General features: G+C 50.2%; 16 protein-coding genes. 10 read left to right on the top strand and 6 right to left on the bottom strand.

What is annotated here, in order from left to right; all coding sequences use genetic code 11:
- Positions 1–3 precede the first annotated feature (3 nt).
- From CYR52_RS07655 to CYR52_RS07675, 5 genes are all read left to right on the top strand, one after another.
- A complete protein-coding gene (locus CYR52_RS07655) occupies positions 4–2,625 on the top strand; it encodes a hypothetical protein (protein WP_146001335.1) in 2,622 nt (873 codons plus the stop codon).
- Positions 2,626–2,628: 3 nt separating this feature from the next.
- Entirely contained in the window at positions 2,629–4,287 is a 1,659-nt protein-coding gene (locus tag CYR52_RS07660) for a coiled-coil domain-containing protein (RefSeq protein ID WP_101828357.1), read from the top strand.
- Positions 4,287–6,830, top strand: coding sequence for a hypothetical protein (locus CYR52_RS07665; protein ID WP_101828358.1), 2,544 nt, complete (start codon positions 4,287–4,289; stop codon positions 6,828–6,830). Before CYR52_RS07660 ends, CYR52_RS07665 begins: the two co-directional genes overlap by 1 nt.
- 242 nt (positions 6,831–7,072) lie before the next feature.
- Complete coding sequence (locus CYR52_RS07670) at positions 7,073–10,036, top strand: tail fiber domain-containing protein (protein WP_101828359.1); 2,964 nt, start codon at positions 7,073–7,075, stop codon at positions 10,034–10,036.
- Between the two features lie 58 nt (positions 10,037–10,094).
- Positions 10,095–11,699, top strand: coding sequence for a glycosyl hydrolase family 28-related protein (locus tag CYR52_RS07675; protein ID WP_101828360.1), 1,605 nt, complete (start codon positions 10,095–10,097; stop codon positions 11,697–11,699).
- 31 nt (positions 11,700–11,730) lie between these two features.
- On the opposite strand, the gene CYR52_RS07680 is transcribed toward CYR52_RS07675, so the two are convergent.
- Complete coding sequence (locus CYR52_RS07680) at positions 11,731–12,975, bottom strand: hypothetical protein (RefSeq protein WP_101828361.1); 1,245 nt, start codon at positions 12,973–12,975, stop codon at positions 11,731–11,733.
- Positions 12,950–13,429, bottom strand: a complete 480-nt coding sequence (locus tag CYR52_RS07685; protein ID WP_101828362.1) for a hypothetical protein — start codon at positions 13,427–13,429, stop codon at positions 12,950–12,952. Before CYR52_RS07685 ends, CYR52_RS07680 begins: the two co-directional genes overlap by 26 nt.
- Positions 13,430–14,009: 580 nt before the next feature.
- Here CYR52_RS07685 and CYR52_RS07690 point away from each other — a divergent pair.
- A complete protein-coding gene (locus tag CYR52_RS07690) occupies positions 14,010–15,092 on the top strand; it encodes a mechanosensitive ion channel family protein (RefSeq protein ID WP_072932842.1) in 1,083 nt (360 codons plus the stop codon).
- A gap of 40 nt (positions 15,093–15,132) precedes the next feature.
- Positions 15,133–15,399: a hypothetical protein gene (locus tag CYR52_RS07695; protein WP_072932839.1), complete on the top strand. Its 267-nt coding sequence runs from the start codon at positions 15,133–15,135 to the stop codon at positions 15,397–15,399.
- A 55-nt stretch (positions 15,400–15,454) separates the two neighbouring features.
- Here CYR52_RS07695 and CYR52_RS22375 read toward each other — a convergent pair whose 3' ends face one another.
- The 4 genes from CYR52_RS22375 to CYR52_RS07710 all read right to left on the bottom strand — a co-directional run bounded on the left by CYR52_RS22375 (position 15,455) and on the right by CYR52_RS07710 (position 19,818).
- Entirely contained in the window at positions 15,455–16,723 is a 1,269-nt protein-coding gene (locus tag CYR52_RS22375) for a glucosyl transferase (protein WP_146001336.1), read from the bottom strand.
- A 312-nt stretch (positions 16,724–17,035) separates the two neighbouring features.
- Positions 17,036–18,484, bottom strand: a complete 1,449-nt coding sequence (locus CYR52_RS07700) for a glucosyltransferase domain-containing protein (RefSeq protein WP_072932837.1) — start codon at positions 18,482–18,484, stop codon at positions 17,036–17,038.
- A gap of 27 nt (positions 18,485–18,511) precedes the next feature.
- On the bottom strand, positions 18,512–19,453 hold the full coding sequence (locus CYR52_RS07705; RefSeq protein WP_072932835.1) for a glycosyltransferase family 2 protein: 942 nt from the start codon (positions 19,451–19,453) through the stop codon (positions 18,512–18,514).
- Positions 19,450–19,818, bottom strand: a complete 369-nt coding sequence (locus CYR52_RS07710) for a GtrA family protein (RefSeq protein WP_072932833.1) — start codon at positions 19,816–19,818, stop codon at positions 19,450–19,452. The genes CYR52_RS07705 and CYR52_RS07710 overlap by 4 nt, the downstream gene beginning before the upstream one ends.
- A gap of 167 nt (positions 19,819–19,985) precedes the next feature.
- Here CYR52_RS07710 and CYR52_RS07715 point away from each other — a divergent pair, with 167 nt between their 5' ends.
- The 3 genes from CYR52_RS07715 (at position 19,986) to CYR52_RS07725 (ending at position 22,738) form a co-directional block, all read left to right on the top strand.
- Positions 19,986–21,044 (top strand): FUSC family protein, encoded by a 1,059-nt coding sequence (locus CYR52_RS07715; protein WP_072932831.1) that lies wholly within the window; start codon positions 19,986–19,988, stop codon positions 21,042–21,044.
- A gap of 142 nt (positions 21,045–21,186) precedes the next feature.
- Entirely contained in the window at positions 21,187–21,519 is a 333-nt protein-coding gene (gene tmaR / locus CYR52_RS07720; protein ID WP_072932829.1) for a PTS system regulator TmaR, read from the top strand.
- A gap of 205 nt (positions 21,520–21,724) precedes the next feature.
- Positions 21,725–22,738 carry an alpha/beta fold hydrolase gene (locus tag CYR52_RS07725; RefSeq protein ID WP_072932827.1) on the top strand — a complete coding sequence of 338 codons (1,014 nt, stop codon included), beginning with the start codon at positions 21,725–21,727 and terminating at the stop codon, positions 22,736–22,738.
- The last annotated feature ends 80 nt before the right edge of the window (positions 22,739–22,818 follow it).

Raw genomic sequence — 22,818 nt, forward strand, 5'->3', positions numbered from 1 at the left:
AAAATGGCGCGCATCCCCACGTACACAAGCCAGGTAGGCGTTCGTGCGCCATCTGCATCACAAATCAACACTCCAGTAGAAACCACTGATCAGAAGATGCTTCAGTCTGGGCTAAATAGCTTTGCTGATGCAGCATACAAGTTAGGCCAGCAACAACAAGCCGTGAAGAATACACAGCGCATGACAGATTACGTCAACGCGCAGAATGGCCTGAATCAATCACTCAATGAAGCACAGCAGCAGTCGAAGACCGGCATTGACTACATCCCTGCGGCACAGCAGATCATCAAACAGCATGAGCAAGATTTCTTCTCTGCCCATCCTGACATGTCTGAAGAAGAAAAGCAGGATTACACTCTCCGGTGGGCTCAGTCTCGAGGGCAGGTAGAAAATCAGGCCATTAACTGGGGTCAGAACCAAGCCAAGCAAATTCAGGTGGCTAACCTGAGTGATAGCGCATCTGCTATCGGCAACATGATTCTGCAAGATCCGAATACAGCCAAATCTATGGCGGCCAGCCATCTGCAGGCTATTGAGCAAAGTGACCTCGACCCAGCGGCAAAAGCTGAACTGGCTAGCCGCTCCCGCAATCAGTGGGCGCTATCCGCTGCACAGTACGGCATTAACACTGATGCCCAGCATGTTATCGATCAGCACGGCACTTTCCAGGCTGTTCAGGCAGCAGGCTCAGGCGATGGCATGGCAGCGCCTTCAGGATCTCCTGGCACTCTGGCAACGCGTAATAATAACCCTCTGAATGTCCGCTTCTCGTCCAGCAACCAGTGGGCGGGCAAGGGAGACGATAACGGCAGTGGTTTTGAGCAGTTTGATACAGCAGACCACGGATTCCGTGCCGGCCTGAAGTTGATGCGCAACCATATCAACAATGGCAATGACACGCTGGCATCCCTTATCAACAAGTGGGCGCCGGCAGCTGACAACAACAACCCCACGCAGTACGCCCAAGCGGTAAGTCAGCAGACCGGCATCCCGGTTGATGCCAAGCTCAATCCGAATGACCCACAGCAAATGACCGCTGTTGCTAAGGCGATGGCGAAGCAGGAAGGCTACGGCGCACCGGTAAGCGACAGCCAGCTTAACCGTGCGTGGTCATCACTGAACGACCCTAACCAGCTCGCGCCAGGCGTTCCGTGGGGGCAACTAACGCCACAGCAGACTAACGCCGTGATTAATCAGGCTCAGGCTAAAGTCGATCAGCAGAACACTCAGCGCCGCCTTCTGATGCAGCAGCAAATGCAGAATGACTCCGCGCTGATTGAGTCCGGCAACCCTGTTAGCAATCCTATCTCGCGTGAGCAGTGGATGAGTACCGCGCCGCATGATTCCACGCCGGAGCAGCTCACCATGCTGGATAAGCAATATCAGCAGTACGCGATGCTCAACGAGCTGCAGCCCATTTACTCTGACATCAACACCAAATCAGCATCTGCTGCACTGCAATCTGTACAGTCCATCAGGCCGCAAGGCAATGAGGATGATTTCTCTTTCCGCCAACAGCGTTACGCTCAGGCCGTACAGAAATATCAGCAGGTGCAGAAGGCGCGTGAAGATGATCCGGGCGGCTGGCTGTCACAGAACTCACCAGATGTTCAGGCGGCATTCCGGGCGTTTCAGCAAGACCCATCGCAGGGAGCAACGCTTGCCCAGGCCATCATGGTCGAGAAGTCTCGCCTTGGGATAAAAAGCAAAGACATCCTGCCCACTTCGCTGGCTGACGGTATCTTGCAGCAAATCGATACCAGCAAAGAGCAAAGCGTAACAGCCATCCAGTCAGTAGCTCAGCAGTTTGGCCCCTACGCGCAACAGGTAATGCAGCAGGTGCAGAAAAAAGCCGGCCCCGCGCTGCAGGTCGTGATGGCAACGGAGAACCCGCGGGCAGCAAACGCCCTCTGGCAAAACCGTAATGTGAAAACCGCAGACCTCAAAGATGCGATCAACACTGCAACACAGGGTGCATCTGATAGCGCCGATGGCGAATGGGCATCTCAATCAAAAGACTTTGCCGCGACAATGGTCGGCCAACCAGGCGGAATTCCTGTCTGGAACAATTTCAATGAGCAGGGTAGGCGACTTACCTACCTGAACATCCAGAAAGGCCTTAACCCCAGCGATGCGGCAAAGCAGGCTTATCAGGACATTCTGGGAAGCCAGTATCAAACCAAGGGTACATGGCGCTTGCCGGTTCGTTCTGGGCTGAATGTCGATGAGGTCTCTGACGGCGTTAATCACCTGACGGAGAATCTCAAACCCTCCGACATCACGCCACTGATTGGCGACCCCCGCATCAGTGATGAAGACAACCGGCAGCAGAGCCTTGATCGCATCCGTGATAATGGCGAGTGGGTGACAAACTCTGACGAGACGGGGCTAATGCTCACACTCAACGGTTTGGTAGTGAGTGGCTCTGATGGCCGACCCGTTACAGCCAGTTTCACTGACCTGGCAAAACTCGGCCAGCAGAACCGCAGCACCTGGAACAGCATCATGAATACGCTCAGCAAGCCTATGACCTACACGCCCGGCCAATCGAAGGGGTACTCGATTGAGAGCCAGCGCGACGCAATCTTGAAATCATTCCAGAACGGACAATCAACCGGAAGGTAATCGATGCCAATTTATACCGATGATCCCGGACAGGGGATTAACCAGCCTATCGGCAATGCCCCGGCCGGACTGGGTGAATCATTGGCGGCATCCTTCGGCCAGGGGTTCAGAGATGGCCCACTCATGTCAGGCATCCGTTTCGCGGAAGCTGATGCTTTTGCTAACGACACTGCTTCCCCAGTGGTCAGCAAAGCAGAGGCTGATGCGAAGCTCAAAGAGCTGGGCGTCAGGAGCATCAATATCCCGGAGGCGGGCGTAACGCAGTCATTCCTTGACCACGTTACAGAGTCACGCAAGGAGGCGTTGGCTAAACAGCAAATAGCAGCAGCGGCACCATCCGGGTTTATCGCTTCACCATTAAATGTTCTCGCGGGCATGGCCGGCTTTATGGCTGACCCTGCCAACCTGGCATTAAGTCTGGTTCCATTTGCCGGGGAAGCGCGTGCTGCAACATTCCTTGGCCGGGCTGGAGAGCGCTTTGTTCAGGGTGCCGTCATGGGTGGCGCCCAGACGGCGGTGACACTTCCTTTCACTGCTCAAGCGTCTGCAGCTGAGGGGGAAGATTTCACTATGGCAGCTGCTATGGAAAACCTCTTCTACGGCACTGTTGGCGGCGGGATTCTCCATGCAGGCGGTGGCGTTATCGCTGATGTAGTGCGAGGCCGCCGACCAGCCGCCCGGGGGGAAGAGGCTCCGCCAGTAGCGGCTGACAATATTGAATCTGCGCCACGGCGCTCAGGTGATCCCTCTGATTCAGCCACTCCGCCATTCCTGGATGATGCAATTGCGCGTGAGGCTGATAGCTACGCATACAGCCGGGCATACGATGAAGTGTTGCCGGACTACAGAAGTAACCTTGAGTCTGCACAGTCAGGACGGGTAGAGAACGTTGCTGATCTGCGGGCGGAGATTGCCAGCAATGGGTATCAGGCCTCACGGCTGGATGAAACGCTGTCAGACCGCGTTGCTCAGTATCAACAACAACGAGTGAAATACCGGGAAGCACGGCAGCGGGCGCAACGTGATATCGAGCAAGAGAAGCAGGCTTTGCAGGGGCGGAATGATGAAATCAACCAAACCCTAGAGCGTAACGCGGCCGCAGAGCGTGCCACCGGCGAGCAAGCAGCAATCTCACGTGGTGAAATCCCTGAAGGGCTTAAGCGCAGAATTGAGGAGCGTGCCGGGCAGATCAAAGGGGCATTGCAGAAAACACCGCTTGCTCAGGGTGTGCGCACGGCTGCGCAAAAAATCGATGCAGCCCACTGGTCACAGCGGCATAGCGCATTCCGCGCCGGCATCTCCCATATGCTCCAGGGCCGTTCGCCAGACGTTGAACCCATCTTTGATTTAACGGCACCAGAGCTTCGCGAATCCGCAGTGCGTCAGATTCAGCGGGGGCCACGCCCGGATGAGGATGCGGCAACCGCAAGATCAAGCGCTGAGGCCGAGATAGATTACCAGCGCGCATCTCGTGAAAACGCAGAATTGGTGAATGCTCAGGAAGACCTTGCGGCAGAGCTTGAGCTTGCCCGCAACATGACAGATGACCTTGATTCGCCAGAGCTTAGGCAGGCGCTGGATGACCTTACACGCGAAGCCAATGACGAAAGCATTATCAAAGGCCTGCAGGCTTATGCCGCCTGTATGCTCAGGAGAATTTAATGGCTAACCAGTTTCTCACTCAGTGTGAACATGTAGTTAATAAGGCCGCCGGCCGTGACCTATCTGAAGAGGAAATGGAAAATCTGGTCAATAGCATGGAAACTACGGTTCGCCGCATCCGCGCTGAAAATGAGTCAATCTCACTGGAAGAGGCGGCGCGTCGTGCTGCTGAAGATTTGGGTAATGCCGAGAAACTGGCGAAAGTGATTGAAGCCAGGAATAAAGCACTCAATACCCGCATAGCCGCTCAGCGGCTGGCCTTCCTGCGTGACAGCTTCCCAGACCGGCCAGATATTGGCTTGTCAGCCATTTTGGTTGGGCGGAATGAGTCACGAACAGGAAGCCGAGCCTCTGCCTCAGCGGAGCAGCATCAGCTGCGGTCGAAGTATCTTTCCGGGCTGAACCTCGACCTTGAGCAGGCTGGCGTGCTGAAGTTTCTGGCAAGCGGCAGTAATGATGCAGAAGTCGCTGATGCGATGTGGCGATTGGGGAAGGGCGAGCCTACGGATGGGTTAATGCCTGAGTCTGTGAAAATCGCGCAGATCATCACAAAATGGCAGGAAGCTGCGCGAATGGATGCCAACAAAGCAGGGGCGTGGATTCGCAAGATGCCCGGCTACATTGCCCGTCAGGGGCATGACATGATGAAAATCCGGGCTGCCGGCTATGAAGCGTGGCGCAATGCGATCTTGCCTCGACTGGCAAATGAGACTTTCGAAGGGGTTGAGAACACGGATGGGTTCTTGCGCAGCGTCTATGATGGTCTGGCTTCCGGTGTTCATCTCTCAGCTGAAAAACCGGATTGGATGAAAGGCTTCAAAGGCTCTCAGAACATCGCCAAACGAGCCAGCCAGGAGCGCGTGCTGCACTTTAAAGATGGTGTGGCATGGCATGAGTACAATCAGCAATTCGGCGTGGGGAGTCTGCGGGAAGCGATCTACGGCGGATTAGACGCATCCTCCAGAAGCACCGGGTTGATGCGTGTTCTTGGCACCAACCCAGAGAATATGGTGGATTATCTGGCTGACACTATTTCTAAAGACCTGAAAGGCAATGAGCGCGCTTTGAGGGCGTTTGCGGATGCGCGCCGCAGCCAGATCAAAAGCCAGCTTGCTGAAGTAACAGGCAAGACAAATATCCCCGGCTCAACGTCTCTCGCTCGCTTCGGTTCAACGGTACGAGCCGTGGACTCCATGATTAAGTTAGGAGGGGCTACTGTCAGCTCTTTTAATGACTTGGCCAGTAACGCCCTGGAATTGCGATACCAGGGAAAAAATATGTTACAGGCACTCAGCGAGTCTATTCAGGGAAGGCTTAAGAGATTCAATTCAGATGATCAGAAGCGCATCCTCAGCTCTCTCGGCGTTTACTCAGACAGTATGCGGGATGAAATCCTTCAACGATTCTCAGGCGATGTCACCATGCCAGGGAAAGTGGCGCGCCTGCAGCGTCAGTTCTTTCGCCTGAATCTGCTTAATTGGTGGACTGAGGCGTCACGTAAAACTACAGCAACGATGGTTTCTCATTGGCTGGCAGATAACGCCCATTCGCCTCACGCCACGTTAAATGGCGACCTGAAGCGTGCACTGGATTTGCACGGCATTGGTGAGCCCGAGTGGAATATCTATCGTCAGATGGATTTGCGGGGGTCTGAAGGCCGTAATTTCATGACGCCGGATGGCATCGACTCCATCCCTGATGAAGTGATCGGTAAATACCTTTCCGATAAAAGCATCAAGGTGAATGACCGAAGTCTTCAGGGTGCCCGCGAGCAACTTGCAGACAAGCTGCGTGGTTATGTTCTTGACCGTGTAATGGTTGGCATGACCGAACCCACGGCAAGAACGCGGGCGTTTATGAAGCAAGGGACGCAGCCAGGCACCGTTGAAGGGGAGTTGCTGCGCTTTATCGGCCAATACAAGTCTTTCACTGCATCGTTCATGCAACAGGCATTAGGCAGGGAAGTGTTTGGCCGAGGTTATACGCCAGCGCCGCTGGGACAAAGCCGCTGGGGCAGCACCTGGAATGCACTGTCTAAAAGCGGGAAAGGGGAGTTTGCCAGTATGGCTCAGCTGTTCCTGTGGATGACCACCTTCGGCTACCTGTCCATGCAAACCAAGTTGCTGCTTAAGGGGCAAACGCCACGGCCGGCAGATAACCCGAAAACATTTCTTGCCGCAGCTGTGCAGGGCGGGGGGATTGGAATATTCGGTGATTATTTGTTTGGTGAGGCCAACCGCTTTGGCAATGGGCCGATCACATCAATGGCGGGGCCTGTGGCCGGCAACCTTGATGACGTGATCACTCTATTTCAGAAAGCTCGTTCTGGCGATGCGAAGGCCGGGGATGCATTCAGGTTTACTGTCGATCACACCCCCTTTATCAACCTCTTTTATGCGCGACCGGTGCTGAATTATCTGTTTCTGAATCAGTTGCAGGAAGCTATGTCGCCAGGCTCACTGCATCGTTATGAGCAGAATATCAGGAAGAACCAAGGCAATGACTTCATCTTCCCGCCGTCTCAAACGATGCTCGGGCGCTAATGGCTTCTGAATAGCCCCATGACCCAGCCGCAAAAAGCCATAGAGTAATAAGCCCAGACGAACATAAGAACCATCGTTGGGCCTACTAATAACCCCCACCAGTCAAGATACGGCAAAGAGACAAGCGAAAGCACGACCGCAACAATAGCGGTTATCTCTATGTCTGATGACTGAATATCACGCATTACACCTCTTACCGCAGGTCAGCCCTGTGGGGATTACACACGCCCGGAGAAAGGCAGATGACTGTAGCATCTACGCAAAGTTTCATTGAGTATACCGGAGACGGGGCGAGCACAACATTTGCCGTTCCGTTTTATTTTTTGCAAAACAGCGATATATCGGCGCTTATTGCTGACGCAAGTGGAAATGTACAAGAGCTGACATATGGCGCCGATTACTCTGTTACCGGCGCTCGTGAAGATGCGGGCGGCATGGCTACCCTAAACAATTCGCTCGCCATCGGATCGACTCTGCTTTTTTTCCGTTCTCCGCCAGTCACACAGGAAACGAAGTACTACGAGAACGGCAAATTCCCGGCTAAATCACACGAAACCGCCCTGGATAAACTGACAATGCTGATTCAGGATCGGGGATGGCGGTTTGACGCTCTGGCGCTGACTAAGCCGAATAAGTACGCCAGATATTTTGACGCCAAAGATAATCGGATTTCCAATCTCGGTGCACCGGTTGATTCAGATGATGCGGCGACTAAGAGATATGCTGATGATCAAGACGAAGAAAATCGCAGCTTCACTCAGTCGCAGATTACAGCAGAAGCCGAGGCACGAAGAGAAGCTGATGCGCTTGAGCGCGATGCTCGTGCAGAAGCTGATGCCAATATTCAAAAGCAACTAACTGGAAACGTGCCTCTTGAGGCGAGCGCGTTCTCACCTATTTCATGGCATAAGCAGACTATCGATAATAGCGTCGATATTCCTGAAAGCATGAATGCGTGGTCATTCGGTCCAAAAGTGACTATTCAAGAAGGTCAGGTAATTACAATCCCGGGAGACTCTGCCTGGACAATTGCTAATGGGGAAAGCGTCCATAGCGGAGATGGGGTTTCTCTTGCCGAACTGCCCGGGGCTGATAGCACCGGTGTTATCCTGCAGGATTCGGTAATTTCCATGGCGGAAGGTAAATCAGATATTATTTATGTCCCGTCAGGGGTGTGGAGGATTTCCACTCCTATGGCTATGGGGTATAAAAAATATTATTACGGCCCGGGGGTTTTGAAGTTCGATAATGCGGAATGGTGGCGCAAGGGGGGTAGTGCAGGAACTGGGGTCGAAGAGAATTACACTCTTTTTTATAATTATGAAAACCAGTCTGATGTAACTGTAACTTTCAATGATATTGTCCAACCTATAACTTGGATTGATGCTTATACGGTAAGCGCTCCTGCATCCACAACCTATGACGCAGTTAAAATAAATATAGCCAATGGCACCTTAAACCTTGGCACCGTACCTGAATCTGTTAGGTCGTATAATGTGCTAGCAAATGGAGGAGGGAGCATTTCTCCGGCGCTGCCCGATCCAGTAACAAGCCCGGCAGGCATGATGAATACCGGCATGGGTGCAAGAAGCCTAAAGAATATTACTACGGGCGAAAATAACACGGCTTACGGTGGTAGGTCATTGATGACGCTTACTAGCGCCGTCAACCAGACTGCCATTGGCTTCCAGGCTCTTTATCGTTCTTCTGGTAATGGCAACACAGCAGTCGGTTCTATCGCAGGTGAGTGGCTAACCAGCGGGGAGTACAACTCTCTATTCGGTCTCTCTGCCGGTGCAAAACTAAAAACAGGTGGCTACAACGTAGCCGCAGGTTATGGTGCTTTGGGTGAATCGCCATCTTGCTCTTACACAGTTGCTATAGGTCATCGCGCCCTGGGTAACAGTGGAGACAACGAACCATCTTATGTTACGAGCATTGGCACCTTCGCCGGTGACTTTGCGTATGGCAGTAACAATACATGGGTAGGGTATAGGGCTGGATGTGGTGCAGCACTGAGCGACGGCCTTGAAAACGTTGCCGTAGGGTATCAGGCAATGCGAAACCAGTCTGGCGCAGACTATAACGTTTCCGTTGGGGTAATAAGCCTACAATCGCTGACATCAGGGCAGTATAACGTAGCTATCGGTCATAGCGCCCTCAATATTCTTACAACTGCGAGCTCAAATACAGCTGTAGGATATAAATCATTAAGCGCTTCCACAGCGGCATCTTTGACTGCGGTTGGGTTTCAGTCGCAAATGGCTAATACCACAGGGACGGGGAATACATCCCTTGGAAATAACACCCTGAAAGCAAACCAGACGGGGATTGATAACACCGCGGTAGGTGAATCTGTAATGTTGGTAGCTACAGGATCAAATAGCACAGCAGTAGGCGCCAGATCTCTAAACGCTCAGACTACTGGCAGCAACAACACTGCAATGGGTTATGAGGCCGGCAGGTTTACTACCACTTCAGCAAACAACGTCTCCGTGGGGTTCCGGGCTGGTCGTGCGCTTACCACAGGCGGGGAAAATACGGCTGTTGGCGCTGATGCTTTGCAGCTTGAAACCACGGGGACTCAAAACACAGCTCTGGGTAGATTAGCAATGCGAGTATTGCAGGACGGAACAACTCCTGTTGCTATAACAAATTCGACTGGCATTGGCTACGGCGCCTATGTTTCAGGCTCTAACCAGGTTCAAATCGGAAACAGTGCAACTACGACCTACGTTTATGGCACTGTGCAAAACCGATCTGATTCGCGAGACAAGGCTGATGTAGAAGACATTGATTTAGGGATTGATTTCATAAACGGCCTTCGCCCGGTGTCTGGCCGCTGGAATATGCGCGACGATTATTACACGTTCACTGAGGTGGAAACCGGCGAAACTGATAAGGAAGGAAACCCAGTAACCAAAACCGAAGTCTCTTTTGATGAGGAAGGTTATAAGGCAGAAACCAAAAAAAGGAAGCGTCTCCATCAGTGGTTTATCTATCAGGAAGTGGAAGAGCTAATCCAAAGCCTCGGACTAAACCCTGACGACTATGGCTTCCTGCAGAACGCAAAAGTGAATGGAGGTGTTGATGTCGGTTCGCTTGGTTATGACGAATTTATTCCCCCTGTGGTAAAAGCGATCCAGTCATGCTGGTCACGCATAGATGAGTTAGAAAAAAGAATATCCAATCTCGAATCAAAATAACCCGCTTCGGCGGGTTTTTTATTTCCCGCTATTCAGATTTACATCTAAGGATTAAATAATGAGTTTATTACGCGTAGACCAGCTATCCCCGACAGATGATTCCGTCACTATTGACGTTGAAGATATTTACTCTGCTGCTGTGGGAGTTCCGGCATCAGATGTGAAGATGGCATCGCCTGATAATCGATCACTGGCTCAATGGGCCGGTGATTTTGATAGTGTTAAGAAATATGGTGTTATTGGCGATGGCATTACAGACGATACGGCGGCATTCCAGAAGGCGCTGAACACCAGTGGTGGCGGGCTTTATATTCCAGCTAACACAACAATATACCTGAAGTCTAAAGTGACACTTCCGAATAAGAATTTTCGCCTTTTCGGTCTTGGGCCAACCAGCATCATCACCGGCACGGCTTCCACTTTGGTCGCGTTCGGTTCATCAAATGCAGACGCCAATGGCAGCTATTACACCATTGAAATTGTGGGGGTCTACTTCCAGAGCAGCACCACCTCAGCGGTTATGCTGGATATGACCAGTGTGTGGGATGCCGGCGGCAAAAAACCTCACCGAATTCGAAACTGCCGGTTTACATCAGGCGCAGCAGACATTAAATGCATCAAGATGAGAGGAGTATGGTCAGCACTGATCGAACAGAATGATTTCAATTCAACGCTTGGTAGCGGGAAAACCTCTAATGGAGGGTACGGTGTTTTCATTAACGTAAGTGACAATATGAATACGTGCGTGATGAACACGCTGATTCAAAATAACACCTTCCTTTCAGTCCCGTACCCTGTGTACGTGACAGGGCGAACCGTGCAAAACGGTGGGCGAGTGGAGGGTGTGAAGTTCCAAAACAACAACGTTATCCAGGCAGCGACTGCATGCTATTTTGACCAGGTTCTTGCACTAGCTGTGGAGGATAACCAGATCAGTGACTGCTCTCTGGGGTTGTATCTCAAAGCCTGCTTCCAATGGGTTATTGGTGGCAACACGGAGATCACTGCGGACACTTATCCAATTTATTTGGACTCCGCCTCATACGGATTCAATGAGTATGGGTCAATCATCGGAAACAACATTCAGAACCAGACAACGGGCGGCGCTGGGATTAGTATAACCAATAATGTCGGCGATCAATTAATCCGTAATTTGACTATTACCGGGAACACGATCGCAGCATCGACGGCATCTACTACGACCTTTGGCATTGCCTTAGGCGGCTCATCTGCAGTATCCAATATCAACGTTTCCGGAAACGTCTTTATTGGACATCAGATCGGTTTTAACTTTGGCATTGCATTAACTTGCCCCAATGTCAGGGTACGGAACAATATTTACAACTCGACTGTTTCGGGGTTTGTGGCTGTAAACATTCCTGACAGAACATCAGTCCCAACTTATTATCAATATATTAAGACCGGAACCAGAACCACCCAAGCATCTGAAACCTCAATTTCTGTAGATGTAACTGGAGCAGGGTTTACTGCCAAGCCAGTTAGCGCATCTATGCAATTGACAACTCAGCCGGCTGTACGACTTGTCTATAGTTACGATAACTCAAACACGACGACCCTTTACTTTACAGTTATAGGCACATCGGTAGCGCAAACAGATAGATGGGTACTGGAAGCCAGTGGCTTTTCACCGCTGGGCTTCTAATGAAAAAGGGCACGCAATCGTGCCCTTAAATTTAGCCAGCAATTTGATGCCGGGGAGAAAGCAAGCCGGTGCAGATTTTCATCACCGCTACAATGCACATCATCTCGAACACCATATCAACACGTAGGCCTGATGCGTAAACTGTAGGTGTCAGCCCCATCATTGTCACGGTCATATAGCCGATCAACATTGCCATGATGGGAGTGGCCCCAATATATTTCTTCAATGCCATATCGAGCATGATGATGAACATTGATGAAATAACAGAAAACAAGTAAAGGTAAGAAAGAAATAACTTACCTGCCGACCATATAGTAGCATTAACGGGTACACTGTTAAAAAAGAACCCACCGGCAGGTATCCCTGTTAATGCCTTAGCAATCGAAATTGCCACGAAGGTTATCACAATAAACATTGCCATCTTTATGGTGATGCCCATGTTACCACTGACCGACCTGAAGTAGATAATAGCTAGAGACAAGACGATAAGAGGGAAGTTGGCGCGCATAGTCATTAGCTGGTGAAGCTTATCAAAACCCAAAGCTAATTTAATAGAAAGGCCATATGTTTGATATTCAGGGTACCAATTCCATACCTCCTCAGAAAACCTTCTTTCATTTCCCGGAGCTTTAAGGCAAATTATTAGATTTATTACAGCAATAACTATCAGTGCATAATTAATTTTGTTTCTGCTCTCCTTTTTGAATGCAAGCAGCGCGAGCATTGCTATGATGAATGCGACCCCTGCTTGCTCCATGTAAGGAAAATAAAACGCCAGAACCAAACAAGAAATCTTCTCAAAAATACTATTGCTATCAGAAATTGCAACGGAGAAAGTATATAGAGCGACAGATATTGGCAGCAGGTAATTATAAAATCCCGTTATCCACCATGAAGCGTCTGAATTAATATCATACGGTATTGATGCAAAAAGTAGTAGAGCTATTGAGCACCCGATGATGTTTGCTTTCTGGCCCGCAATGCGGCATGCAGAGTAGCATGAGAGCATGATAGATACTGGAACGCCAACCTTCCACAGCCATGTGTAGCCTATTGTGGATGTCATCAACCACTCAAGCATGAACCTGCCACTCCATTGGTTGTATCGAGCAGCAAGAATTTCCATCATGTTATCGGAGTTAAATATCGACAAGAATATTTTGTCATCATCGTACCCCCTCAGCGACAAGCTATGAGAAATAAAAAGCAGATAAGCCAAGGATGACATGATCAACGTCAGCAAAATCCATTTATTTACATTCGTATTTAGCTGCATGAACCACCCCTTGCTCATCCATTGAAAATATTTCGATATGTTTTTTAAAGCCCGACATGGCTGATGAGTCCCGTCTTGTGGCTATAAAACCAGATTTATCATATTTGCTACCAACACCATAGGCTTCGCTTACATCTCTGCGATATTGAAGGGAACTCATTAGCTCTACCTTTTCGCCATCGGTTTTTTCAGCAAAGACCCTATTTAAGACCCTTCCGTTGCCGGGAACAAAAGCCCAACCACCAACAGTGATGCCACTGACGTTAAAAACGCACTGGTCTATATAAAAGTCTTTTAAAGGTTTGGCTATGTTCTGTGGTATATCTGACGCCGGTCTGTTCCATGCGCGATAAAACATGAATGAAATAATGATTGAAAATACAATCATCATTAAGAATAACAAGTCGAGGTTCAGCTTTGCTATCTCTCTTACTCTATCACTCCTGGCTTGCATAATCTTTCCTTTCAATGAGCAAAATCACCATTGCACACCTGGCCTTTGTAGACCGTCGATACAGCGAGGGCGAAGTCTAGATTCAGAACATGTCAAGTGTAAAGCGCTGTGTGCGATTGTTGATCAGTGCGGGGGTGGGACGGATTTGGGACATGCAAAGGTTTGTGACCTTTCCCAAGCCTTTGCATTCTTATAAGGATGTTGCCGTTAAAATTGGATTGATACGAGAGCAAAATCACTGACGTGTACAAAAATGCGTACAAAAGAAATGATTAGTACAATTTAAGCTAATAAAATCAAATAGAAGAGAAGAGGTGTGCGTAGTCGTGAATGTAGAAGGTCGGCTGGGGGGATTCTTTTTTCACTGAGGCTCTCTGTTTAAAGGCGTGGGCGCGGCTTTGTCTATGGTAAACCATAATCGGGCCTGCCTGAAGGTGAAGCGCGATGCCCCCACTGACCAGGTGGTCATCTTTCCGTCACCTGCCGGGCTTTTAATAGGGCAGGGAGCTGCCGGGCGGGTGGCCGGTTACTGAACTATACTGCTAGGCTGTTGTGTATTTTTGATAAAGCCGAGGGAATAATGGAAGCGATTCAGAATATTAACTACTTTAAGCTGTTTTTGTCGTTACCATTCTGGACGGATGTCGCCATTGTGATTGGCGTGACGCTGGTGACCTATTGGGTAATTACCCAGGCCATCGGCTTCCTGCATAAAAGAATGCTGGTCTGGGCCAATGAAAAGCAGAACAACGCCAACCTCATCATTTCGGAAGTGATCGGCAAAACCAAACGGATATTGATTCTGTTTGCCGCTTTCCTGTTCAGCCTGCGGTTTGTCGTGCTGTCAGACCGGTTATATAACACCATTTCCCACGCCTGGTTCCTGGTGCTGGCGGTGCAGATCGCCATCTGGATGGATCAGGGCGTACAGTCATGGATGAAAAAACTGCTTTATACGCCGGGGTCACGGCGTAACCCGGTGACGCTGGTGATCCTGGGGGTGATTTTACGGGTGCTGGTCTGGTCCGTGATGCTGCTGTCGATTCTGTCGAATGCGGGCGTGGATATCACCGCCTTTATGGCCAGCCTCGGGGTAGGCGGTATTGCCATCGCCCTGGCGGTACAGACGGTGTTGAGCGACATGTTCGCCTCGCTGTCAATCGGCATTGACAAACCCTTTGAGATCGGGGATTTCGTCGTGTTTAACGACGTTTCCGGCACCATTGAGCATATTGGCCTGAAAACCACCCGCATCCGCAGCCTGAGCGGCGAACAGATCGTCTGCGCCAATACCATTCTGCTCCAGCAGACTATTCATAACTACAAACGGATGCAAACGCGCCGCATTGTCTTCACCTTTGGCCTGTCGAATGACACCCCGCCCGGTAAATTGCGCAAGATTGGCATGATAGTGAAAAAGATTATTGAAGACGTCGGCGAAACCCGTTTCGACCGTGCCCATTTCTCTGCTTTTGGTCAGGACCGGCTGTTATTTGAAGTGGTCCATATCGTGAATTCGGCAGACTATAATAAATATATGGATATTCAACAGGAAATTAATATCCGTATTATGGAGGAGCTGGATAAAATTAACGTCCGGCTGGCGCTGCCAAGCCAGATTGTTTATCCACAAGATCTGGAAGAGACAGGCAAGGCGGCATAAGTTGCCATTCTGACAGCACTCAGAGATGACGGAGGAAAGCATGGATGAAGCATTGTTTGAACGCGCGCTGACACCTCTGGCCCCGGCACCGCAGATCGGTGACCGGGTATTGCTGGTTACCGTCCCCTCCGGCACTCCGCCGGAGAGTTACCAGCTGGTGGTGCGCATCACCGGCCTGAACGCCGGGCACTATGTCGGCGAAGTCGTGGACACCGACGCCATCGAACCCGCCGCCCAGCCCGGCAAATACCACCCCGGCCAGGAGGTCATCTTCCTGCGCGACCATGTGCAGGGGCTGGTGGGGTAGGAGAGCCGGGAAGTAAAGAGACTGCGGCCAGCATAAAAGCTATGCTGGCTTCGGGTTATTTTTTTATTAATGTCATGTCCCATCCCGGAGGAATAGGTAATGTAACCTGTTCCCCTGGAGCTGCTGCATTAAAAGTAGCGACGCTCGATTTCCAGCCATGATCTGGTAAGGGCGCAATGATAAATGATTTATAAATAATGAAAGCTAATGTTGTTATAAAAGTACAGGTATAAAATATTTTAGAAAATCGGGCGCTGCATTTGCTGTATAAAGAAAAGGCAATAACTGAAAAAATAGCAATATTAATAATAATAAAATAGCGTTGTCCATACCCTGAATGCTTCAGGGGGGGCCATTGTGGCTCGGTAAGGCTGATCATTGGCCTGGCCAGGCTAAAGCCTACTACCAATAGACCTAAAATAAGTAAAGAAATCAACCGCCAGTTTTTGCTATAAAGAATAACGGCAGTAATGAAGAAAAATAACATTGTAAGAGAGTATGATATTAATGGTGTACTCCAAACCATATCATTCATATCCATTAGTGAAAATGTCGATAACAATAACCTGGATGATATTATATTAGATAAAAGGAGTGGTGATGCACCAAGAGGAGCCTGTGAGCGTGTAACTGAAGATGAAGTCACAATGGCAATGATTTGAATGAATGCACCCGCTATCAAAATAAGGTGCTGTGGTTTTTTTATAAAAGAAAGGATGTTTTTTATAGAAAAAATCGTATTGACTTGAGTGTTATAGAAGTATTTAACAGCGATGCAAGGTAAAAGGAAAACTGAGAAAGGGCCGCTAAGAGAAGAAATAGTTAATATGATAATATCGTGGAATAGCCAAAGTTTATTTTTAGTGTTATCCGCGGTAAGAATTATAAGCGAATATAACCCCAGGAACCAATGTGCATTGGTGATATTTGAATGTACCTCATCGGAGTAAGGTATAACAACAGCGTAAATTGAAATAATTATGCGTGGCAAAAGTGGTGCAAAAGCGAACCTTTTACTCAGAAAAAACCAAACCAGTAAAGATCGAATCAACAATCCAATGGCATTAGTAAAAAAGGGAGCATAGTCCAAAGGGATTAATGTAGAAAAACCAGCAGCAATCTTTGAGATGGTTTGATAGTACCCATTTTGTGGATGTAGAAGCGATAATAATGCCCCATATTCATACGCATTTTTATACCAGATAACACCATCTTCAGCCCAGAATTGAGCATTCGTTAAAATGTCTGGCCTGCGTAGAAAAAGAATAAAATAAGTTGCTATTAATATAATTAACCCTTGAATCCAATTTCTTTTTAACTCCATTTTAAAATCCTGATATATCTAAAAAAGTAGATTGTTTTTTATTCTTAAGGATTTTAAAGAGAGGTGGTTTGATCTGGATTAATATATCCTGATAATATTAGATGGATTTAAGGTTAAGATGAGCCTGGTTGATTTAATGTATCATTGATATCTATAATTAAACTCATTAATAGAGATTGGGTTTATCATTTCATGTGGAATGAATGCATATTTAACTGATAATTAAATATTAATCCAAAAATAATGATAAGGAATAGGGGGTGTTTAATACAGCGTTGCTGAAAACAACAACGCTGTATTAATAAAGAAAACTCAGTCTACGCCCTGATGTTCGCCAAGTTTGATAACCAATACATTATTTATCATGGCGATACTCCCTGCTGCAGGCCAGACAGGTAAGGTTTTGGCCTGTTCACGCACCGTTGATAATTGTGTCTCAGAGGCCTTATGCAGAGAGGCAATGCCCAGGGCACGATAATAGGCAATCATGCGGGCATTATTGCCGCCGTCCCAGGTGAAGAATGAGTAGCCAAATACATCCGAATTGGGTTTTTTCCAGATATTATCTCTTTTAGGCATGCCAAAGAAATAAATGCCTGTGGTTTCAGCATTAAAGTCTGGATAAGTTTGATAGATTTGGGTCGTAATCTGGGTGGCCAACAGGCTGTCAGCCTTTTCAGACATATAATCAGAATAAAATAGCTGGCTGGCTGATGCAGAACCAATAAGTAATATAATAGCAGAAAAGAGTATATTAACTGCTTTATTGCTCAGGTACATCATCATCAGGGAAAAGAGCCCTGCCATCACCAGCGAGAGTGAGGTTAAAACACGTGGAGCCTGAAAACCCCCTGAAATCACTGGCATGACAAAAGGAGAAAAGAGCAGCCCAACCAAGAGCATCACCGGTACCATGCCTGCAATACCTTTCTTGTAAATTAAAGAAAAAGATAAAAACAGGAAAGGAATGACAACCAGCGAAAAAGGCTGCAATCCGTAAAAGCCATTAAAAGTGAAAAAATCAGCGATATAATGCACCGTTTGGCTAATCACTTGCGATGTGCTGAGTTTCCCCCAATTAATTAATGAAGAGAAATAGCTGGCGCCGCTCACCTGATAATAGTGCTGGAAAGAAAGGAGAATCAGCTCATAGGCAATCACTGACAGTACAGAGATGGCTGCAAATCCGGCCAAAGTAAGTAAGGATTGCTTGTTATTCTTCCCTTCAATGTTTTCCTTGATAACACACAGGAGAATAAGAGAAATCGGCAAGAAAGCCAGCGACTGGTAGATAGAGATAGCAAAAACGTAGGTAATAATTGACAGCCCATACAATGGGGTCGCGCGTTTAAAATAATAGACCGAAAGTGCAGCACTCAAAAATCCTAAACCAACCGTATCAGCCTGATTGGAGAACTGCAGCTGGTAAGCAAACTGAGGAAGCGCGATAAAAAGAGCAACAAAACAAAGGGAAATATGCGCGGAAAATTGCAATACTTTTGCCATAACGACCGCGGCGGCAGAGGCAAACAGCAAAGCGCAAAGGGTGGTAAACCAGGGGGCGTAAGGCTCAGGGAAAATAAACAACCGCAGCAGGGCATGACCCCAACGTCCTAAAGCGATGGTTTGTAAATAATTATTTGAAAACTCTTCATCAATAGAGAGTGTAAAATGCGTCAGTTCAAAACCATAGACTATAATGGCACAAACTAACGCAGTTAAAAAAAGCGGTATGCCGGAGCGGCAAAATAATGTGTTCATATTTGTATTCACTGTTCACTTATCGTCTTATGGGGATGAATTTTGACTATCGTTGATAGTTTTTTTCGCAATATACCGTGGCCTGCCCTTGGTTTCGATATAGATACGGCCGATGTATTCGCCCAAAACGCCGATGCCGATCAGCTGCACGCCGCCCAGGAACAGGATGGCGGTCATCAGGGACGGGTAGCCCGGCACCGGGTTGCCCCAGATCAATTTGTCTACCACCATCCACAGTGCATAAATAAAGGCCAGCACAGCGACGCCCAGCCCCAGATAAGTCCAGATCCGCAGCGGGAACGTTGAAAAACTGGTGATGCCCTCAAGCGCCAGGTTCCACAGCTTCCAGCCATTGAATTTTGTGGTGCCGGCCACCCGTTCCGCACGGGCATACTCCACCACCGCCACCCGGCCGCCCACAAAAGACAGGATGCCTTTCATAAACAGGTTGCGTTCCGGCAACATGAGAATGTTATCGACGATCTCCCGCGACATCAGCCGGAAATCCCCGACGTTCTCCTCAATCTTCGGCGTGCTGATTTTGTTATGCAGCTTATAGAACCACTCCGCCGTCTTACGCTTGAGCCGCCCATCGGTGGAGCGGTCAACCCGCTTCGCCAGCACCATATCGGCCCCGGCCTGCCAGGCAGCCACCAGTTGCGGTACCACCTCAATCGGGTCTTGCAGGTCAACATCCATCGGGATCACCGCGTCGCCGGTGGCATGTTCCAGCCCGGCAAACAGCGCCGGTTCCTTGCCGAAATTGCGGGTGAAATTCACCAGCGTCACCAGCGGGTCGGTCTGCGCCAGCGCGGCGGCAAGCTCCGGCGTGCGGTCTTTGCTGCCGTCATTGATAAAGACGATCTCGACCTGCCATGCCTGTAAGGGTGCGTAATCACGCACTGCGCGATAAAACAGGGGAAGGGCCGCTTCTTCATTAAAAACCGGCACTACCAGGGAAATCTTCATTGGGCATCCTTAACCTTGAAGACAAAGAAACGGGAGTAGAAAAAGCCGACGACCAAACTGACAGCGGAGAAGGTGACCAGCGTAAACAGGGCCGGCAGGCCGCTGACTTCGGCAACCCAGCCCACGCTGACGGACAGCGCCCCCATAAACAGTACATAGAACATATAACGGATGGTGGTGGCGTCACTTTTGAACGTGACTTTGGCATTCACAAAGAAGGAGAAGGTCACTGCCACGCAGAAGGCACCGAAGTTAGACAGCGCCTGATCGGCCCCGGCGGCGTAATAGAGCAGGGCGAAGGTCACCCAGTGGATTAAGGTGTTGATCACCCCCACCAGGGCGTATTTGGTAAACAGTTTAATCATCGGAAAGCACCGGCTGAAAAAAGTGGCCGAAGTGTAGCATTATCAAAGGAAATTATCAGCAGGTGTAAGGTGTTGTAACTGCGCCGCCGGCAGAAAGGTAAACCGGTTCGCTGATGGCCGCTGACTCCGCTACACTGTGCGGATTTGCTGCTGACTGACCACCGATAATGCGCCTGGATAAAAAGATTTCCCCGTTTGAACACCTGATTTACCGCCGCTACCGGGTGATGCATGGCCTGCGGATTGCGCTGGCCTTTGTGCTGACCTTTTTGATTGTGCGCCTGCTGGCGATCCCGGAGGGCACCTGGCCGCTGATCACCCTGGTGGTGGTGATGGGGCCGATCTCCTTCTGGGGCAACGTGCAGCCGCGCGCCCTGCAACGCATCGCCGGGACGGTGTTTGGCTCGATTTCCGGGTTGATGGCGCTGTGGCTGGAGCTTTACTCCCTGCCGCTGATGCTGGCCTGGAGCCTGGTGGTGATGTTTGTCTGCGGCTACCTGACACTGGGCAAACGCCCCTATATGGCGCTGTTGATCGGCATCACGCTGGCCGTGGTCTGCGGCAGCGCCACCGGCGACATGAAAACCGCGCTGTGGCGCAGTGGTGACGTGATCTTCGGCTCGGTGCTGGCGCTGCTGTTTACCAGCATCTACCCGCAGCGCGCCTTTATTCACTGGCGGTTGCAGATGGCGGACAGCCTGACCACCTTGCACCAGCTTTACAGCGCCTATCAGTCGCCCAATATGGTGGAGCGGCCGCATCTGGAGGGCAAACTCAAAGGCGCCCTGACCCAGGTGGTGAAAATCCGCACACTTATTGCCCCCGCCAGTAAAGAGAGCGGCATCCAGAAAGAGGTGTTTGAAGCGATCCAGACGCTGACCCGCAACCTGGTGTGCACACTGGAATTGCAGGTGGATGCCTACTGGGCCTCGCGCGAAAGCCATTTCATTATGCTCAACGCCCGTACCTTACGCAGCGCCCAATTGCTGACGCTGCACTCCATGGACACGTTGGCGGATATCCTGCGTAACGGCTCGCCGGAGCGCGAGCGCGGCTTCCCGCGGGAGATGGAGGAGATTGCCGGTGAGCTGAAAGCGCTGCTGCATGAGATGAGCGTTGGGAAAAATCTGGAAGCGCCGATCTATGGTTACCTCTGGCTGAGCCTGGAGATGACCAAGCAGTTGAAAGAGCTGGGCGATCTGGTGACGATGGCGATGCGCCGGTAGGTCAGCAGGGTGCAGTGTTGTTCATGCGCCAAAGCAGGTAAGATAGAGAAATCAGGGCTATCTCTGACCACGGCGACAAGGTATGGTTGTCCACAGCGCGTCAGTGAATGAATTTGTGTAAAACTTAAGCAAAGGTGTAAAAATGGATAATGCAAACAAGCAAAGTTTCCAGGATGTGCTGGAGTTCGTTCGTCTGTTCCGTCGTAAGAACAAGCTTCAGCGCGAAATCGTGGACAACGAGAAAAAAATCCGCGACAACCAGAAACGTGTTTTGCTGTTGGACAACCTGAGTGACTACATCAAGCCAGGCATGAGCATCGAAGAGATCCAGGCGATTATCGCCAACATGCGGGGTGACTATGAAGATCGCGTTGATGACTACATCATCAAAAATGCCGACCTCTCCAAAGAGCGCCGTGAGATCTCCAAAAAACTGAAAGCGATGGGCGAAGTCAAATCACTGGCCGTGAAATAACCCTTTGCTTTTCTGACATAACCGGGCCATGCGCCCGGTTTTTTTATGCCCGCTACCCCGCCGGTTTGTGCATTCCTGCCCGCGCACTGATCCCGGAAACCTCCTAATTTAGGTACCACCGTCACGGAATAATTCCCCCGCGTGATAAATTGGTCAGGCAATACACAACAATAAAAAGCAGATAAAAAGAATCGCGAGGATTGCCATGGGAAATGATTTTCATCACACCTTGCTGGGCGATCTGCCTCTGCAACAGGGAGGGGTGCTGATGCAGGCCTCCCTGGCCTACCAGACGTTCGGCGAACTGAACGCTGCCGGTGACAACGCCATTCTGCTGCTCAGTTTCTATTCAAGCGGCCATCTCTCCTACCTGCCGCTTATTGGTGAAGATCGCGTGCTTGACCCAAGCCGCTACTTTATCGTGCTGGTCAATATGTTCGGCAACGGCCTCTCCACCTCGCCCAGTAACAGCCTGAGCCAGCCGGGGCGGCGCTTTCCCCGCGTCTCGATCGCAGACAATGTGCATGCGCAGTTTTTGCTGCTGCGTGAACATCTCGGCATCCGGCAACTGGCGCTGGTGGGCGGCTGGTCACTGGGGGCGATGCTGGCCTGGCATTGGGCGGCAGCCTACCCGGACTATGTGAAACGGCTGCTGGTTATCTGCGGTACCGCCCGCTGCAGCCCGCTCTGCCGGGTGTTTCTCAATAACATGCGCAGTGCACTGCTGAGTGACAGCGCCTTCGCCAACGGCGATTACCTGATCCCGCCGCTGCGCGGGCTGGCCGCTTTTGGCCGCACCTATGCCGGCTGGGCTTACTCTGCCGCGTTTTTCCGCGACGAACTGTTCCGCCGCATGGGCTATCCCAGCCTGGAAGCGCTGCTCTCTGCCTGGGAGCGCAACCACCAGCAGCAGGATGCCAACGATCTGTTGACCCTGCTGGATGCCTGGCATCAGGCAGATGTCAGCCTCGACCCCCGGCTGAAAGGCGATTTCGCCGCTATTCTGTCGCGGATCACCGCCGATGCCATCATTATGCCGTGTGATACCGATAACTACTTTACCGTGGCGCAAGCGCGTATCGAGTGTGATTTGCTGCCGCGCGGCGAATGGCGGCCGCTGATTTCCCCCTATGGCCATTGTGCCGGGCTGCCGGGGCGCTTTGAGGCGGAGAGTGAGTTTATTGAGCGGGCGATGAAGGATCTGCTGCAACGCAGATAATTTGAGCGCAAGGGACGGGATGCGGCAGCCGGTTGCGGCGGGTAGTCTGGATCGGGTAACGTAATCCGAGCAGGAGATCC

The sequence above is a fragment of the Chimaeribacter arupi genome (genome assembly GCF_002858805.1).
Taxonomy (GTDB): Bacteria; Pseudomonadota; Gammaproteobacteria; order Enterobacterales; family Enterobacteriaceae; genus Chimaeribacter; species Chimaeribacter arupi.